Here is a 16953-nt window from a genome sequence, read left to right as displayed (position 1 = left end):
TTTCCTTATTTTCAATAAGACCTAGTTTTTTAACCATGCGGTCACTTGTAAAGTGTTCGTATAGTTAGACTCTGTTCACTCAGCAATTTTCATCGCGTATATCCTTTTTTATGGTTTGTTCTTGTAATATTGTCCCTACACGCTAAAAAGAAAACTCCTCNNGAGGAGTTTTCTTTTTAGCGGTAGTTAATGAACTGTACGTCAATCGGTAAATCAGCGCTACGAACAGCTGCGATTACTGCTTGTAAGTCATCACGGCTTTTCGCTGTAACACGTACTTGGTCATCTTGTACTTGTGTTTTTACTTTTAATTTCATTTCTTTAATGATGTTGTTAATTTTTTTCGCGTTATCTTTATCGATACCTTGTTGAAGTGTTGCGCGTTGGCGAACAGTGTTGCCAGTTGCAGCTTCAACTTTTCCGTAATCTAAGTTCTTAATTGGAACGTTACGCTTTACAAGTTTAGAAATAAGAACGTCTTTTACTTGGTCTAATTTGAACTCGTCGTCAGAAGTTAAAACTAGTACTTCTTTTTCTAATTTAATATCACTTTTACTTCCTTTAAAGTCATAACGGTTTTGGATTTCCTTTAATGCGATGTTAATTGCGTTTGTTACTTCAGGTAATTCTACTTTCGAAACGATGTCAAAAGAACTATCTTTTGCCATAGTTAGCACCTCCAAATAAATTTCTAATCTTGTTATGTACTGTACATACTAAAGTATAGCTGAAAATGAGTCTAGACTTAAGTGTTTTCGTACTTATATTCATGTAACCCCATTTTATTATAGTGAATTTTGGGCAGTTGGACAAATAAAGGAAAAATCATGTTATAATTAATTTTTGTTTGGAATGATAAAAAAGATAACTTTATATATATAGAAGGGAATTAAAAAATATGTATTTGCAAATAGGATCGATTGAACAGGTAACTGTTTTACGCGAAACGGAAATCGGATATATGGTTGGGAATGAAGAAGAAGAAATTTTCCTACATAAAAACGAAGTAGCTGGAGAAATTGAAGAAGGTGATACGATTGATGTATTCTTATACCTTGATCATCAAAATCGTATTTCAGCAACAATGAAGGAGCCAATTATTACAACGTATGATTGGAACTGGGTAAAGGTTGTAGAAGTTATTCCTAGTTTAGGTGTGTTTGTTGATATTGGTGTGTCAAAAGATATACTAATCCCAGCTGATGAGTTCCCGATTTATATGCCAGTATGGCCAGAAGTAGGCGACGAGTTATATTGTACGCTAAAATTAACGAATCGTGATCGTTTAATTGCTCTTCCGGCAAGAGACAGTGATATGCAAGAAATTATCGTAGATGCGACGCCATCTATGCGTAATAAAAACGTAAATGGACGTGTATATCGTTCACTTCAAGTTGGTTCATTCATACTAACTGATGAGCATTTCCGTGCTTTCTTACACCATACAGAAAGAAAAGAACAAGTCCGCATCGGTGAGCGTGTAACGGGCCGTATCATTGACGTGAAAGATGACGGTACAATTAACATTTCTCTTCTTCCTCGTAAAGAAGAAGGAATGGAAGATGATGCTGCAGTCATTTATGCATATATGGAAGAACGAGGCGGAGCAATGCCGTTTTGGGATAAGAGCCATCCAGAAGATATTAAAGAACGCTTTAACATGAGTAAAGCTGCATTTAAGCGCGCACTTGGTAAGTTGATGAAAGAAGAAAAGGTTTACCAAGAAGAAGGTTGGACTTACTTTAAGAAATAAGGTGGATGAAAAAGAACTATCTATTCTCTAAGTTTATTAGGGAAGAGGTAGTTCTTTTTGCGTTCAGTATAAAATGAGGGGAGGAATAAGAGAATCATTGGAAGAGGGAAATTTAAAAGAATATAGAAAGGATAGATGAAATCTATAAATAACGGTATGAGTATAGAATTAAGGAGGTATGAAGGTGCAAGATAATGTACTGGAACAATTAATAAAGAGTCTCTCAGTACTATCCTCTGAAAAAGAACGTGAAATAGCAGCAGTTGATTTACATGATATATATGAGAGCACTGAAAGATTCGAACGATTACTTGAAAGTATTATAAACTCTCAGCAATCTAAAGAAGACTTAATAGATGCGCTAATTGAAGTGGAGATAGAATTAGATCACATCAATTGGCATTATAAAAGCTTGAAGAAAAAGTTGAAAATATTGATGAAAGATTAAAAAGCACAACCTTATTAAAAAAGATAAGGTTGTGCTTTTTTTAATTTCCTTGTGTAGAAACAAGAGTAAATGTATCTTTCAAATCACTATCGTTTATTTTAATATTTGCCTTTTTTAATTCTTCTTGTAATAATTTTTGGCTGAATGCAGGATCAGCAGTGCGTTCTTCCTCTAAGTTTTTGCGAATAGAGTTTTTTACCTCATCGTAAGGTTTTAAAGCTTTTTTATCAGTTAATTTAATAATGTGATAACCGTTCGATGATTTTACGGGATTGCTAATTTGTCCAACATTTAGTTTGTAGGCAGCGGTTTCGAATTCAGGAGCCATTGTACCTGAATTGAAGTATCCAAGGTCTCCGCCTTTATCTTTTGATAGTAAATCTTGTGATTCTTGTTTTGCTAATTCTTCAAATGAAGCACCGGCATCTAGTTTGCTCTTTATTTCTTTCGCTTCATTTTCGTCACTTACTAAAATGTGACTCGCTTTAATTTCTGGTTTATAGTGGTCTTTCACGTCTTTTTCTGTAATGCTTTTCTTAATCGCTTCATTCATAGCGAGTTTGAACTTAATTTGATTTTTGAAATCCTCTTCATCTTTTAAACGATTGTTTTCTAATACTTTTTTGAATTGATCTCCATATTGTTTTTTTACTTTTTCTACTTCTTTATTTACATCTTCATCAGGTACTTTATATTTTTTTGTGATGACGTCTTGTGCCATCATTTCGTATAGCATGTCTTTTCCATAACGATCTTTCAACTGTTTTTCGAAGTCGTCCTTCGTAACGGTCGAGTCTGTTGCTGTAGCGACTGTAGATGCGCCATTTTTTTGTCCGCAAGCAGATAGCATCAATATACTTATTAGTGCAGTAATAATGAAAATATGTTTCCCTCTCATGCCAACACCTCATCCGAATATGTTATCGCTATTGTAGAATATAGAAGTGAACATGAAGTGAATTTTTAATGTTTTTTTCCTGCAAAATGTAAAAAAAGTACATCAACATAATTGTTGATGTACGGTGGAATCAAAGGTGATCGGTCTTTTTTGAGTATGCTCGCTTACCTTGCTGAATATTTTTTTGTTCTTGCTCATTTTTTTGTGCGCGTTTTGCATTGTTATCGCGTGCTTTTTTGTCGTTATCACTCGTATGTGGCATATGTATCAACTCCATTTCTAAACGTTGTACGTTTATCATTTCCTTTTTCGTAAAGACTATGTATAGCGGTGCATTCATGAAGGGGAAAGGTGGATTAGAGATGGATTTGAAGTTGAATTATACCGAACTTATTAAGAAATTAATTGTTGTAATCATCGCAGGCTTATTAAATGCGATTGGAATGAATTTGTTTTTAACACCAGCGAAAGTGTACGCGAGTGGCTTTGCTGGATTGTCTCAATTATTATCACAAATATTAGGTGATTTTTTATCTATTCATATATCTACGGGAGTGTTGTTTAGTTTGTTTAATATTCCTGTCGTTATTTTAGCGTGGAAAAAGGTTGGAAAGGCCTTCACTTTTTTTAGTTTTCTTTGTGTTATATTTATGACTTTGTTTCTAGAAATCATCCCTGTTAGAGCAGTTTCGAACGACATCATATTAAATGCAATTTTTGGCGGGATTATTTCGGCGATTGGGGTAGGGATTGCTTTAAAGTGGGGTGCTTCTACAGGTGGATTAGATATTATCGCCATGATTTTATCAAAAATAAAAGATAAGCCTGTTGGTACATATTTTTTCTTCTTTAACGCACTGATTATTATCGCTGCTGGATATGTGTACGGGTGGGAAAAAGCATTATATACGTTAGTGACTTTATATGTGTCAACGAGAATTATAGATGCGATTCATACCCGCCATGTGAAAATAACAGCATTAATCGTTACGAAAAACGGGGCAGACGTACGAAAGGCAATTCACTCGCGATTAGTAAGAGGGATTACAACGATACCAGCAACAGGTGCTTATACGAATGAAAATAAAGAAATGTTAATGATGGTTATTACCCGTTACGAGTTATACGAATTAGAGAGGATTATTAAACAAGTGGACCCAAGTGCATTTACAAATATACTGCAAACAGTTGGGGTGTTCGGATTGTTTCGGAAAGATTAAAGAGGACCGAAGTTGGTCCTCTTTTTTAATGCAAATTCGTAATGTTTTGCAATTGCTCTTGCATTTCACGTAGCTGAACTTTTTCAGCGGTTGAAGAGTTTGCGTAAGCGGATTGCAAAGCATTTTTTGCTCTATACACGAGATCTTGTTGCTCAGTACCGCTTGAACAAGATACGGCATTTTCAACAGCATCTCTAGCTTGTTGGAATAGTAAGTTCCCCATTTAAACCCCTCCAAAAGAAGAGTTACTTCTTGCTTTTTCTGCCTCAGCTAATGTACCTCTGTACGGGAATCTTGCATCATGCTTCATAACAGCATCGGCTCCTTGTTGGATAAAACGTTTTGATTTGTTCTTTTTACCCATTCGAAAAACCCCCTTTATTTAGCTGAAAACAATCGACGCGATATGTCTTGCGTCTAATTATAGTATGAGCATTTGGCAGGAAACTATAAGCAGGGAATTTTTAGATTACAACCCAAGGACCTCTTCTAAATATAAAGCAATACCATCTTCTTCGTTCGTTAACGTCGTATGGTTTGCAAGTGATTTTAATTCAGGGATGGCATTTCCCATTGCGATGCCGTGACCAGCAAATTCAATCATTTCAAAATCATTATCTTCGTCACCGAAAGCGATAATTCGCTCTTGTGGAATGTTGTAATGACTAGAAATTTTTTGTAATCCGACCGCTTTGTTTAATCCGCTTTTTACAATTTCAATAATCGGCCAAGGTGCGCCCCATTTTCTATGGTCGATTACTTCCGCATGCATATCAGTTAAATGTTGACGAATTGCAGTAGAATGCTCGTCATGTGCGTCAATTAATAAGCAAGTTGGATGATCATTTAAAATATTTAATAAGTCTCCTGTAAAAATCTTAGGAGAACCGAATTCGAAAATGTGTTTTTTATCTTCATCAATTTCACGAACATACACATCATCCATAACTTCAGCGTATATATTTTTTACGCCGAAATCAAAGCAAGCTCGTACAATTTCTTGGGCTGTTGCTAGCTCAAGAGGGGAGTGATGTATACCCCAGTTTGAATCAAGAGGATGGTGTACGTACGCACCGTTAAAGTTTACGATAGGTGTATTCAGACCTAGTTCTTTATAGTAATCATAACTAGCGCGGAATGGACGTCCTGTTGAAATAACGACAACGTGTCCTTGTTCCTTTGCTTTTGCAATTGTATGTTTCGTTCGAGTGGAAATTATTTTGTTGTCTGTTAATAAAGTGCCGTCTAAGTCTAATGCGATTAAATGTTGTTTGTTCATAATTTCACCTCTTATAATAATTTTTTTGTTTCTATCTGTATTTCCGTTTTTAATATGCAGAAATAAGAGGTTAGACTGGGTGAGACCACCATAGATGGGAATTTCACTATATATCCATCTTACGTCGTGAAGTACTGCGGTGTCTACTATTTCTCGTTGGAAATTAAGAAAAGTCAACATCTTTTTAGAAAGTTCAAATAATGTTTCTTTCATTATGTACAAAATGTGAAAAGGGTTACATTGCTCGTGTGATGAGGCATATAATGAACATGTAATCTTCTCGTATATGTTTGACTCTCCTTTGAAACTAGCCTAGAGTAGGTTGGTTTCTTTTTTTCTACAAATAGGAAAGGAATTCCCTCCTAAGCTTGTGTCATTCATATATATGTACAAGAATGAGATGTAGTACCTGTTTCCTAAACATGACAGAAAACCTTTCTTTTAAAATGGATATACTAATGAGGCAAGACGTCATGGAAGGAGAATGAAGATGGGACAAAATCGCAGGTTTCGTTCTGGACAAAAAGCGCCGAATGATGGCATTTACGTAGAAATTGGTGAAACGGGAAGTATGGTGAAAAATCCGCAAATGGTACAATTAACTGCCGGTGAAAAGTTTCCAGATAACACGAATCATAACCGCCAGTGGACATATAAAAGAAAACCGTAACAGAAGCCGCAATCTTTATTGCGGCTTTTTTGTCGTTACATAATGTAATTTATCGTACTTTTTTAAGTAGCATAATGAATGCTCCTTTTTTCTTTTTCCAATAATAAGTTTGAAAATACATAGGCAAATTTATTGTATAAAAAAGTCAGTTGGCGTATAATCAAATCAAAGGTCAAAGAAAGTCAAACATTTGGGGGGCTGTAAAGATGGACTTAAATCAAATGACAACAAAAACACAAGAGGCGATTATGAGTGCCCAATCTTTAGCGGTATCTCATCATCACCAAGAGGTGGATACTGTTCATCTATTACTTGCATTATTAGAAGAGCAAGATGGATTAGCAGTACGTATATTTCAAAAAATGAATGTTGATATAGAAGCATTAAAGCAAGGTATAGAAAACTTAATTAAAAAGAAACCTTCTGTAACGGGGAGCGGTGCGGAAGCTGGAAAATTGTATGTAACGAACGCTCTGCAACAACTGCTTGTAAGAGCAGAGAAGGAAGCAGAAAAACTGCAAGATGATTATATTTCAATCGAACATGTATTGCTTGCTTTTTCTGAAGAAAAAGGCGATATCAGTCAATTATTTACAAGATTTCATATTACGGAAGATAACTTATTACAGTCTTTAATGACAGTTCGGGGGAATCAAAGAGTGACTAATCAAAATCCAGAAGCAACTTATGAAGCGTTAGAAAAATATGGCCGTGATTTAGTGGCAGAAGTGAGAGCAGGAAAAATTGATCCTGTTATTGGCCGGGATAGTGAAATTCGACGTGTCATTCGCATTCTTTCACGTAAAACGAAAAACAACCCTGTTTTAATTGGTGAGCCAGGTGTTGGTAAAACAGCAATCGTTGAAGGATTAGCGCAGCGTATTGTGAAAAAAGATGTACCTGAAGGGCTAAAAGATAGAACGATCTTTGCGTTAGATATGAGTGCACTTGTAGCTGGTGCGAAATTCCGTGGTGAATTTGAAGAGCGTCTACAAGCTGTATTAAATGAAATTAAAAAGAGTGAAGGTCGTATTTTATTATTTATTGATGAACTTCATACAATCGTTGGCGCCGGTAAAACAGAAGGTGCGATGGATGCAGGGAATATGTTAAAACCAATGCTTGCGCGTGGTGAACTGCATTGTATTGGTGCAACGACATTAGATGAATATCGTAAATATATTGAGAAAGATCCAGCGTTAGAAAGACGTTTCCAACAAGTATTAGCAGAAGAACCAACTGTTGAAGATACAATCTCAATTTTACGTGGATTAAAAGAGCGTTTTGAAATTTATCACGGTGTAAATATTCATGATCGTGCTATTGTTGCAGCGTCAGTTTTATCAGATCGATATATTTCAGATCGATTCTTACCAGATAAAGCAATTGACCTTGTTGATGAGGCGTGCGCAACAATTCGTACAGAAATTGATTCTATGCCAACAGAATTAGATGAAGTAACGCGTCGTATTATGCAGTTAGAAATTGAGGAAGCGGCTCTTGGAAAAGAAACAGATCGTGGTAGCCAAGAGCGTCTTAAAACGTTGCAACGTGAACTATCAGATTTAAAAGAAGTTGCAAGTGGTATGAGAGCGAAATGGGAGAAAGAAAAAGAAGACATTCACAAAGTTCGTGACTTACGTGAACATTTAGAACGTCTGCGCCGTGAATTAGAAGAAGCAGAAGGTAATTACGATTTAAATAAAGCGGCCGAACTTCGGCACGGAAAAATCCCTGCGATTGAAAAAGAACTAAAAGAAGCAGAAGAAATGGGCGCGCATAATAAGCAAGAAAATCGTTTATTACGTGAGGAAGTAAGTGAAGAAGAAATTGCGGATATTGTTTCACGCTGGACTGGTATTCCTGTAGTAAAACTCGTTGAAGGTGAACGCGAGAAATTACTACGCTTAGAGCAGATTTTATCAGAGCGTGTCATCGGACAAGAGGAAGCAGTAGGTTTAGTATCAGACGCAGTTCTTCGTGCTCGCGCTGGTATTAAAGACCCAAATCGTCCAATTGGTTCCTTCATTTTCTTAGGCCCTACAGGTGTTGGTAAAACAGAACTTGCAAAAACGTTAGCGCAGTCTTTATTCGATAGTGAAGAGCAAATGATTCGCATTGACATGTCTGAGTATATGGAGAAACACGCTGTATCACGCTTAATTGGTGCACCTCCTGGATATGTAGGATATGAAGAAGGTGGTCAATTAACAGAGGCAGTAAGACGTAAACCGTATTCTGTTATTTTGTTAGACGAAATTGAAAAAGCACATCCAGAAGTATTCAACATTTTACTACAAATGTTAGATGATGGACGCATTACAGATTCGCAAGGTCGTACAGTAGACTTTAAAAACACAGTTATTATTATGACTTCAAATATTGGATCTGCGCACTTATTAGATGGATTAGAAGAAGATGGTTCGATTAAAGAGGAATCAAGAGACCTTGTAATGGGCCAATTAAGAGGGCATTTCCGACCTGAATTTTTAAATCGTGTTGATGAAATTATTTTATTTAAACCTCTTACAACGAATGAAATTAAAGGTATTGTTGATAAAATTGTAAAAGAATTACAAGGTCGTTTAGCTGACCGTCATATTACAGTAGAATTAACAGACGTAGCAAAAGAATTCGTTGTAGAAGCTGGCTTTGATCCGATGTATGGAGCTCGTCCGTTAAAACGATACGTACAACGTCAAGTGGAAACGAAATTAGCGCGAGAATTAATTGCAGGAACAATTACTGACAATAGTCACGTAGTTGTCGATGTAGAAAATAACGAATTAGTTGTTCATGTGAAATAAAAATAAAAAAGAGTTCGGATAAAATCCGGACTCTTTTTTTAGTGTTGTTCTACTGGCTCGTTTGGAATTGCAGCTGAAATTGCTAGTACTAATACAGCAAGAACAACTGAGAAAATAGACGCTTGGTTAAAGTCGTATGTACCGCCAGTCATAGAACCGATTACATAGCTCATCATATGTACAAGTAAGAACGACCAAATTAATGCCCAAATGAAACGCATATTTTACACCTCTATTCGTTCAATCTGTCCTTATTGTAACACAATTGAAAAAAGAATATAGAAAAATATTTGTAGATTTTTCAACGCAAATTTGCATTCCGTTCATACATTATAAAAGAGTGGTTTTATATGTTTAGAAAATAAGGCGGGGGAAAAATGAGTATTACGGAACGTTTTTTTTACTTAGAAAAAGAACCATGTGTCATTTATTTACCGGAGAAGCCAAATGGATTTTCGGTTATGCTTCTCGGTGATTACAACTACTTTATTGAGAATGGTACAAGTTTATGGACACAACATGCGGGTAAATCTTATTTTTTACATGGCCTTATTGAGAAAGGCTACACGGTCTTTTCCTCTAATTTATACGGAAGACATTGGGGAAACGACCAATCTGTTCGTCTAGCAAAACGTTTGTATGATGTTGTTTTGAGAAAAGAGACGTTAAATGCAAAAATGCACATTATGGCAGATGGTATGGGAGCGCTTGTGGCACTTGAAATGATGAACAGATATCCTGAATGTATACGTTCTGTTGTTATGTTAAATCCGTGTTTAGATTTACCGGAATATGTGGAGTTTGAGAAAGAGCATAAGTTTTTTTATAAAAGATTAGTGAAGGAATTAAGTACGGCGTATGATTCCAAAGAAGAAGAACTAGAATTGAAAATAAATAAGAAATCATTTACGCTTCTTCCATCTTGTGTACCTGTTAAAATTTTTGTATCAACACAAGAAAAAAGAGGAAGAAAACAACAGTTGCGTAAATATGAGAAAATGAGGCAATTCAATCAATGTGATACTTCTGTCTTATTCCATCTGCAAGATGTGAAATATAAAATGGTTAAGCAAACGACCGATTTCTTTAAAAAATATGAAGAAGAATTGTGAAGCTCCCATATACATAAATGAGGAGCTATTTGTTTCAAAGGGAAAGGGTTGGTGGTATGGAACGCGTGCTGATAATAGGTGCACTTACGTTTGTAGGTTATCACCTTGTGAATAAAATGATGGAAGAAGAAGTAGAAGTGTATGGGCTTGATTTTGATGAATTCGATAGTATAACCAAAATTAATGAAGAGAAGTTATTGTTAATTGGGCGAAATGCGTTATTTACGTATTATTCAATAAGAGATGAAGATGGATGGAGATCAGTAGAGGGAGAGAGATTCGATACTGTTTACTTTTGCTTATATGAGCCAAATCAGCAAAGTGGATTTCGGAATGAAAGAGTCATATTACAATATTTAAAGCGAATTATAAGAATGTGTGAAGAACAGAAAGTGAAGTTGAATTTAATTTCTTCTATTGAAGTAGGAAGCACAGATGAATCGGAAAATAAACGCCTATTTTTGAAAGTAGAAGAAGGATTAAAAAAAGGGGATTTACAATATAGTGTATTTCGAGTTCCTACATTATATGGACCGTGGCAACCATCCTTTATGATGTATCATCAGCTCATTTTATCAGAATTAGACGACAAAGCGTGCTGTTGTACGAGTGAGGAAAAAGGAAGCGATTTACTTTACATTGAAGATGTATGTGAATACTTATGGGAAAATGGAATGAACGGAGCGCATCTTGGTATATACAATTTACTTAGTGGTAAACAGTCATTATGGGAAAAAGGCATGAACCTTTTACGCGCGGATGATAAAGTAAATAAAAAGAATAACGAAGTAAGAGATGAGGCTATTGAAGTCATTTCAATAAAAAGAAATACCCCGTTAGAATATGGTTTAAATAAACAATTGGCACATATGAAAAAATATAAAGAGTTATACGAAGGGTAGCACGCGTGTTACACTATTGTATGTGAAAGTTTTAATGGAGAGGAAGAGTATAATATGAACGAAAAAAGTATGCAGTTTTTACAAATCGCAATGAAACATTTACCAGAGGCAAAAGCAATCTTAGATGATAATGGAATTGCGCTTGATATGGAGAAAGCACAGCCGGTGTTAGAGTTGTTAATGAAAGTTATGAACGAAGCTTATGAGCTTGGAAAAGCAGATAAAGAATAAAATCCTTCTTTTTTGATGGGGGAGAGGCTCGAACCGTGAGTAGAAGCGGTTCGAGCCTTTTTATTTGGAATGAAATACGAAAAGGTATGTTTCTGATTCTTTTAATGAAAAATAAAGTGAATAATGCGTTAGCTTTATGTTTTATGCGAAATATATTCTAGACAAAAATACATTTATGTTTTAAAATTAGTACCAAGTCATAATAATTGATATAAAATGGAGGGCTGCGATGTGAACGTGGGCATTTTAGGGATCGGAAGATATGTGCCGGAAAAAGTAGTCACAAATCACGATTTAGAGAAAATAATGGATACATCTGATGAATGGATTCGTACGAGAACGGGAATTGCAGAAAGACGCATTGCCGATGATACAATAGATACTTCATATATGGCCGTAGAGGCTTCTAAAAAAGCACTTGAGGATGCAGGGGTGAGCGGAGAGGATATCGATCTTATTTTAGTAGCGACAGTAACGCCAGATCGTGCTTTTCCAGCGGTAGCTTGTGTAATTCAAGAAGCAATTGGGGCGAAACATGCAGCTGCAATGGATGTAAGTGCAGCGTGTGCTGGTTTTATGTACGGAATGATTACAGCGCAGCAATTTATTCAAACGGGAACTTATAAAAATGTATTAGTAGTTGGCAGTGATAAATTATCTAAAATTGTAGACTGGAATGATCGAAATACAGCAGTACTATTTGGAGATGGAGCTGGCGCTGTCGTAATGGGAGCTGTTTCAGAAGGAAGAGGCGTTTTATCTTTCGAATTAGGAGCAGACGGAAGTGGTGGCAAGCATCTATATCAAGACGAGTATGTTATGATGAATGGCAGAGAAGTCTTTAAATTTGCTGTTCGTCAACTGGGCGATTCTTGTCTACGCGTGTTAGATAAGGCTGGTCTTACGAAAGAGGATGTGGATTTCTTAGTGCCGCATCAAGCAAACATTCGTATTATGGAGTCAGCAAGAGAGCGATTGAATTTACCGCAAGAAAAAATGAGTATGACAATTGAAAAGTTTGGTAATACATCAGCTTCTTCAATTCCAATTGCAATGGTAGAGGAATTGCAAAACGGACGTATTCAAGACGGTGATTTAATTATACTTGTTGGTTTCGGCGGTGGATTAACATGGGGAGCAGTCGCTCTTCGTTGGGGTAAATAAGGACTGAGAGAAAAAAAGGAGTGTATTTTGTATGGAAAAAAAGAGGGTCGTAATTACAGGACTAGGAGCTGTGACACCGGTCGGAACAGATGTTGAAACAGCATGGGAAAACGTTAAAAAGGGTGTATCTGGAATCGGACGACTTACAAGAATTGATCCAGAACTATTTCCAGCAAAAGTAGCAGCGGAAATTAACGACTTTGAAGTCGAGAAATATATTGATAAAAAAGAAGCGCGCCGTATGGACCGCTTTACACAATATGCAGTAGCAGCATCAAAAATGGCAGTTGCGGATGCAAAGCTTGAAATTACAGAAGAAAATGCACCTCGAATTGGTGTATGGATTGGTTCTGGTATTGGTGGTATGGAAACATACGAAGAGCAATTTAAAATTTTTACTGAGAAAGGTCCACGACGCGTTAGTCCATTCTTCGTACCGATGATGATTCCAGACATGGCAGCAGGTCAAGTATCGATCGCGACAGGAGCGAAAGGAATTAACACTTGTTCTGTAACGGCTTGTGCATCTGGTGCAAACTCAATTGGTGATGCATTTAAAGCAATTCAGCGTGGTGATGCTGATGCAATGATTACAGGTGGAGCAGAAGCGCCGTTAACAAGTATGGCATTCGCAGGATTTAGCTCAGCGAAAGCATTAACATTTAATGAAGACCCAGCAACGGCTTGCCGTCCATTTGATAAAAACCGTAGTGGTTTCGTAATGGGTGAAGGTTCAGGTATTCTAATTCTTGAAGAATTAGAGCACGCATTAGCACGCGGTGCTCACATTTATGCGGAAATTGCTGGTTATGGTGCAACTGGAGATGCATTCCATATTACAATGCCTGCTCCTGGTGGTGAAGGCGGCGTGCGTGCAATGCGTCAAGCTTTAGCTGATGCAGGTCTAGAGCCAGAAGATATTGATTACATTAATGCGCACGGTACAAGTACTGATGCGAATGAAAAGTATGAAACGATGGCAATTAAAGAAACCTTCGGTGAGCACGCGTATAAAGTAGCGATTAGCTCAACGAAATCAATGACAGGTCACTTATTAGGAGCAGCTGGTGCTGTTGAAGCGATTTTCTCTATTAAATCAATTACAGAGGGAGTAATTCCTCCAACAATTAACTATGAAACACCAGATCCAGAATGTGACTTAGATTACGTACCGAATCAAGCGAGACACCAAGAAGTAAACGCAGTATTAAGTAACTCATTAGGATTCGGTGGTCATAACGCAGTGTTAGTATTTAAATCGTACAAATAATAGATGAAATAAGGAGTTTTTTCGTAGCATATTGCGAAAAAACTCCTTATTTATTTTTACGCCTTTTTCTTCTGTAGCATATACATAAGAAAAAGGAGGGATAAAGATGGGGGTTATTGAAACAGCTGAATGGTTACATTTATATTATGGACGGCCAGAAAAGCTTTGTGAGAAATTTACGAAGTATATTCCGTTGCCAAAAGAAAGGTTGTATCGCTTTTTAATTTCAAAAGGCATGTATCGCCCGGTTATGCGCGGAGAAAAGGAAATTAAAGAGTTAGAGGAAAAGGGAATTTGGAAAGAGTTGAGCCTGGAGTATGATAAATTGAAAAATTGGTTGAAAGGTCCGGATGTCCCTATCTTTATTTTATTATCAGATTCCTATAATCGGACAGTGCAGGAAGAGTATAACGGGAAGGCTGGAGTATCTATGCGGCATGTTATTTTCTTATTTGTATGCGGAAGAAATTCGATAGAAGAATTAAAAGCGTTATTAGCACATGAATACCATCATATATGCAGGCTACATCAAATTGAGACGAAAGAAACAGATTATACACTACTTGATACGATGATTATGGAAGGATTAGCTGAGCAAGCAGTAACCGAAAGGTATACAGAAAAAAGTAATGCTCCGTGGACGACGTACCTTTCAAAAGAAGAAGCAATTTATTATTGGAAAAACGTTGTACAAGGAAGAATAAGTATAAAACGAGGAACAAGGGAGCATGACATTTTATTAAATGGCCTCCATTCTTACCCGAAAATGCTTGGTTATGCACTTGGATTTCATATTGTAAAAGATTGTGTAGCATTTAAAGGGGAGGATACACTTTCTTTGTTATCTATAGATGCGAAAGGAATATTGAGTAAAGCAAATGCATTTCATGTTTCATGAGAAAACAGGAGCTATACCTCCTGTTTTTTTTATATTAAATAGAAGAAAAAATAATAATTAGAATATATTTCCTTAAGTGGAATAAAGTTAAGCAAAAATGAACATAATGATTGGTACAAACAGTAGTGAAGTGAGGGGTAGTGAATGTTATATCTACATGATGTATGGGTAAATTGGTTTGAAGGTGAAGAGAATGGGTATAACGTTTGTCATTTTTACGAATGGCGGAAAGATGATACGATTGAGCTATTAGATCAAGTGCCATTATTAAAAGTAGATGCCACATTATATCATTACATCGAGAACGAATTGTTAGAGCTTCCGCAAAAAATGCTGGAAGACGTACATCATAAGGCCTATATTCGTAAAAATCATGAACGCTTGCAGCAAGAGTATTGCTTTGTTGTTACAGATGGAAAAGGAATTATTGCGATTGACACAATTGGTTACAATGTACCAATTCGCAAAAGTAGACTTATACCACGCCAAGAACAGATGGTATATGAGATGGTAGAAAACGTACAAGCAGAAAAGTATGAGTTCCAAGTAGAAGAAACAGAAAAAGAACATCACATTTTATCACCATCGCCTTTCATTATGAATGGATTGACTCGTAAAGAAAGACAGCTAAAACAATTATTATTTATGGCGTTAGATCAATTACATACAACGAAAAATACAGCAGAAATTCGCTATTGGTACACAGAGTGGGATCCATCAGCATATGGAACGGTTCAACATATGGAGTTCGAAGATATTTGGGCTAGACTGTATGATGAAGCGAAAGCTGGCTGGTCTGAGAAACATGAACAATTATGCGAGCGTCTCGTAAAAGGACAGCCATTCTTTGAAAAGTTATGGGAAATGGAAAATGAACAAAAGGTAAATTAAAAAACCGCCAATTGGCGGTTTTTTAATTTTGTAGTAATCTAGCTCCAGCGGCAAGCTCTTCGTGTCTAAGAACCTTCCGCATAAGAAGACAAAAAGCGTCTTCTATACGAAAGAACCTTAGCCAGTCAGAGCTGAATGAGCTACCTCCGCTTTATATGTTACCTACGTTTTCTGCTTAGTCCCATTGCGTTTTCTACTTTGCGTAGTTGTTTGAATGCAACGCGGTTTGCTTTTTCGGCACCTTTGTCTAGAATTTCGTCTAGTTCTGGTGAGCTAATTAGTTCGTTATATTTGTCTTGGATTGGACGAATTGCTTCTACGACTACTTGCGCTAGGTCGCCTTTGAAGTCTCCGTATCCTTTTCCTTCGTACATTGCTTCGATTTCTTCTACTGTTTTTCCTGAGAATGAAGAGTAGATTGTTAATAAGTTAGAGATACCAGGTTTGTTTTCTTTATCAAATTTCACGATACCTTCAGAATCGGTTACAGCACTCTTAATTTTCTTTTCAATTGTTTTTGGCTCATCAAGCATACTGATCATTGATTTTGGATTCGGATCAGATTTACTCATTTTTTTCGTAGGTTCTGTTAATGACATAACGCGAGCTCCTACTTTTGGAATACGAATTTCAGGAACTGTGAACACTTCACGGAAGCGTTTGTTGAAACGCTCTGCTAGGTCACGTGTTAATTCCATATGTTGTTTTTGGTCATCACCAACAGGGACGATTTCAGTGTTGTAAAGTAAAATATCAGCAGCCATTAATGGTGGATACGTAAGTAATCCAGCTGGAACTGAATCTCTACCTGAAGCTTTATCTTTATACTGTGTCATACGCTCTAATTCTCCAACGTAAGCAACAGATTGCATGATCCATCCTAATTGAGCGTGTGCTGGTACTTCTGATTGTACAAATAAAGTAGCTTTTTCAGGATCAATGCCGCATGCTACATAAAGTGCAGCAAGGCTGCGAATGTTTTTGCGAAGTTGTACAGGGTCTTGAGGTACTGTAATCGCGTGTTGGTTTACAATACAGAAATAACAGTCGTGTTCGTTTTGAAGTTCTGTAAACTGTTTCATAGCTCCTAAATAGTTTCCAAGTGTAATCGTTCCACTTGGTTGAATACCTGAAAAGATAACTGACATAAGTAATTCCTCCTAAATTTGATTGAATGCGTGATAGGGAAGAGAAGGCAAACAAAAAAGCCCATTCATCCCCAAAAACTATAGGGACGAATGGACCGCGGTACCACCCTAATTATTTCACTACTGTGAAATCTCTCTAATCCATAATAACGTTTGGATATAACGCCAAAGCCTACTACTTTCGGTTCGGTTTGGTGCTCAAAAGTCCATTCCATATTGCACAATTACTTGTTTACACCAACCACAAGCTCTCTGAAATTGC

Annotated in this window: 20 protein-coding genes and 1 other annotated feature (1 of these 21 only partly in view); of the genes, 12 read left to right on the top strand and 8 right to left on the bottom strand. The window is 36.6% G+C overall.

The window, feature by feature from the left end:
- Positions 1-176: 176 nt before the first annotated feature.
- The gene (locus COK05_RS12835; protein WP_001040146.1) at positions 177-668 is read right to left on the bottom strand and encodes a YajQ family cyclic di-GMP-binding protein; all 492 of its coding nucleotides are present in this window, start codon (positions 666-668) and stop codon (positions 177-179) included.
- A gap of 230 nt (positions 669-898) precedes the next feature.
- Between COK05_RS12835 and COK05_RS12830 the strand changes: the two genes are divergently transcribed.
- Both COK05_RS12830 and COK05_RS12825 read left to right on the top strand, forming a co-directional pair.
- Positions 899-1753 carry a CvfB family protein gene (locus tag COK05_RS12830; RefSeq protein ID WP_000281259.1) on the top strand — a complete coding sequence of 285 codons (855 nt, stop codon included), beginning with the start codon at positions 899-901 and terminating at the stop codon, positions 1751-1753.
- Between the two features lie 178 nt (positions 1754-1931).
- Complete coding sequence (locus COK05_RS12825; protein ID WP_098612870.1) at positions 1932-2201, top strand: hypothetical protein; 270 nt, start codon at positions 1932-1934, stop codon at positions 2199-2201.
- 40 nt (positions 2202-2241) lie between these two features.
- Here the strand turns inward: COK05_RS12825 and prsA are convergent, their stop codons facing one another.
- Both prsA and COK05_RS12815 read right to left on the bottom strand, forming a co-directional pair.
- Positions 2242-3099, bottom strand: coding sequence for a peptidylprolyl isomerase PrsA (gene prsA / locus COK05_RS12820; protein WP_098612869.1), 858 nt, complete (start codon positions 3097-3099; stop codon positions 2242-2244).
- Positions 3100-3229: 130 nt separating this feature from the next.
- Positions 3230-3361 carry a DUF3941 domain-containing protein gene (locus COK05_RS12815; RefSeq protein ID WP_001120847.1) on the bottom strand — a complete coding sequence of 44 codons (132 nt, stop codon included), beginning with the start codon at positions 3359-3361 and terminating at the stop codon, positions 3230-3232.
- A 100-nt stretch (positions 3362-3461) separates the two neighbouring features.
- Between COK05_RS12815 and COK05_RS12810 the strand changes: the two genes are divergently transcribed.
- Positions 3462-4319: a YitT family protein gene (locus COK05_RS12810; protein ID WP_098612868.1), complete on the top strand. Its 858-nt coding sequence runs from the start codon at positions 3462-3464 to the stop codon at positions 4317-4319.
- 25 nt (positions 4320-4344) lie between these two features.
- Here COK05_RS12810 and COK05_RS12805 read toward each other — a convergent pair whose 3' ends face one another.
- The 3 genes from COK05_RS12805 to COK05_RS12795 all read right to left on the bottom strand — a co-directional run bounded on the left by COK05_RS12805 (position 4345) and on the right by COK05_RS12795 (position 5598).
- Positions 4345-4542, bottom strand: coding sequence for a DUF3813 domain-containing protein (locus COK05_RS12805; protein WP_000527407.1), 198 nt, complete (start codon positions 4540-4542; stop codon positions 4345-4347).
- The gene (locus COK05_RS12800; protein WP_000516816.1) at positions 4543-4683 is read right to left on the bottom strand and encodes a hypothetical protein; all 141 of its coding nucleotides are present in this window, start codon (positions 4681-4683) and stop codon (positions 4543-4545) included. It abuts the gene before it with no gap.
- Positions 4684-4788: 105 nt separating this feature from the next.
- Complete coding sequence (locus COK05_RS12795) at positions 4789-5598, bottom strand: Cof-type HAD-IIB family hydrolase (RefSeq protein ID WP_001041241.1); 810 nt, start codon at positions 5596-5598, stop codon at positions 4789-4791.
- Between the two features lie 490 nt (positions 5599-6088).
- Between COK05_RS12795 and COK05_RS12785 the strand changes: the two genes are divergently transcribed.
- Together COK05_RS12785 and clpB are read left to right on the top strand one after the other, a co-directional pair.
- Positions 6089-6268: a YjzC family protein gene (locus tag COK05_RS12785; RefSeq protein WP_000531422.1), complete on the top strand. Its 180-nt coding sequence runs from the start codon at positions 6089-6091 to the stop codon at positions 6266-6268.
- A gap of 206 nt (positions 6269-6474) precedes the next feature.
- The gene (gene clpB, locus COK05_RS12780; protein WP_098612867.1) at positions 6475-9075 is read left to right on the top strand and encodes an ATP-dependent chaperone ClpB; all 2601 of its coding nucleotides are present in this window, start codon (positions 6475-6477) and stop codon (positions 9073-9075) included.
- A 38-nt stretch (positions 9076-9113) separates the two neighbouring features.
- On the opposite strand, the gene COK05_RS12775 is transcribed toward clpB, so the two are convergent.
- On the bottom strand, positions 9114-9296 hold the full coding sequence (locus COK05_RS12775) for a YjzD family protein (RefSeq protein WP_001211116.1): 183 nt from the start codon (positions 9294-9296) through the stop codon (positions 9114-9116).
- Between the two features lie 156 nt (positions 9297-9452).
- On the opposite strand from COK05_RS12775, the gene COK05_RS12770 reads away from it, so the two are divergent.
- From COK05_RS12770 to COK05_RS12740, 7 genes are all read left to right on the top strand, one after another.
- On the top strand, positions 9453-10187 hold the full coding sequence (locus COK05_RS12770; RefSeq protein ID WP_098612866.1) for an alpha/beta hydrolase: 735 nt from the start codon (positions 9453-9455) through the stop codon (positions 10185-10187).
- A 29-nt stretch (positions 10188-10216) separates the two neighbouring features.
- A complete protein-coding gene (locus COK05_RS12765; RefSeq protein ID WP_141539071.1) occupies positions 10217-11089 on the top strand; it encodes an NAD-dependent epimerase/dehydratase family protein in 873 nt (290 codons plus the stop codon).
- Between the two features lie 54 nt (positions 11090-11143).
- The gene (locus tag COK05_RS12760) at positions 11144-11320 is read left to right on the top strand and encodes a ComZ family protein (protein WP_001986215.1); all 177 of its coding nucleotides are present in this window, start codon (positions 11144-11146) and stop codon (positions 11318-11320) included.
- 231 nt (positions 11321-11551) lie between these two features.
- Complete coding sequence (gene fabH, locus COK05_RS12755; protein ID WP_098612864.1) at positions 11552-12484, top strand: beta-ketoacyl-ACP synthase III; 933 nt, start codon at positions 11552-11554, stop codon at positions 12482-12484.
- 31 nt (positions 12485-12515) lie between these two features.
- The gene (fabF, locus tag COK05_RS12750; RefSeq protein WP_098612863.1) at positions 12516-13754 is read left to right on the top strand and encodes a beta-ketoacyl-ACP synthase II; all 1239 of its coding nucleotides are present in this window, start codon (positions 12516-12518) and stop codon (positions 13752-13754) included.
- A 106-nt stretch (positions 13755-13860) separates the two neighbouring features.
- A complete protein-coding gene (locus tag COK05_RS12745; RefSeq protein WP_098612862.1) occupies positions 13861-14652 on the top strand; it encodes a DUF2268 domain-containing protein in 792 nt (263 codons plus the stop codon).
- Between the two features lie 144 nt (positions 14653-14796).
- A complete protein-coding gene (locus COK05_RS12740; RefSeq protein WP_000966129.1) occupies positions 14797-15543 on the top strand; it encodes a YjbA family protein in 747 nt (248 codons plus the stop codon).
- Positions 15544-15701: 158 nt separating this feature from the next.
- On the opposite strand, the gene trpS is transcribed toward COK05_RS12740, so the two are convergent.
- Positions 15702-16691: a tryptophan--tRNA ligase gene (trpS, locus tag COK05_RS12735; RefSeq protein WP_000110997.1), complete on the bottom strand. Its 990-nt coding sequence runs from the start codon at positions 16689-16691 to the stop codon at positions 15702-15704.
- A gap of 79 nt (positions 16692-16770) precedes the next feature.
- Positions 16771-16953, bottom strand: a binding site (T-box leader); it runs 34 nt beyond the window's last position.

Origin of the sequence: Bacillus cereus, from assembly GCF_002567495.1 — a bacterium.
GTDB lineage: Bacteria > Bacillota > Bacilli > Bacillales > Bacillaceae_G > Bacillus_A > Bacillus_A cereus_AQ.
Note: the sequence above shows the minus strand (reverse complement) of the source record. Positions and strands in the feature narration are given on the sequence as shown.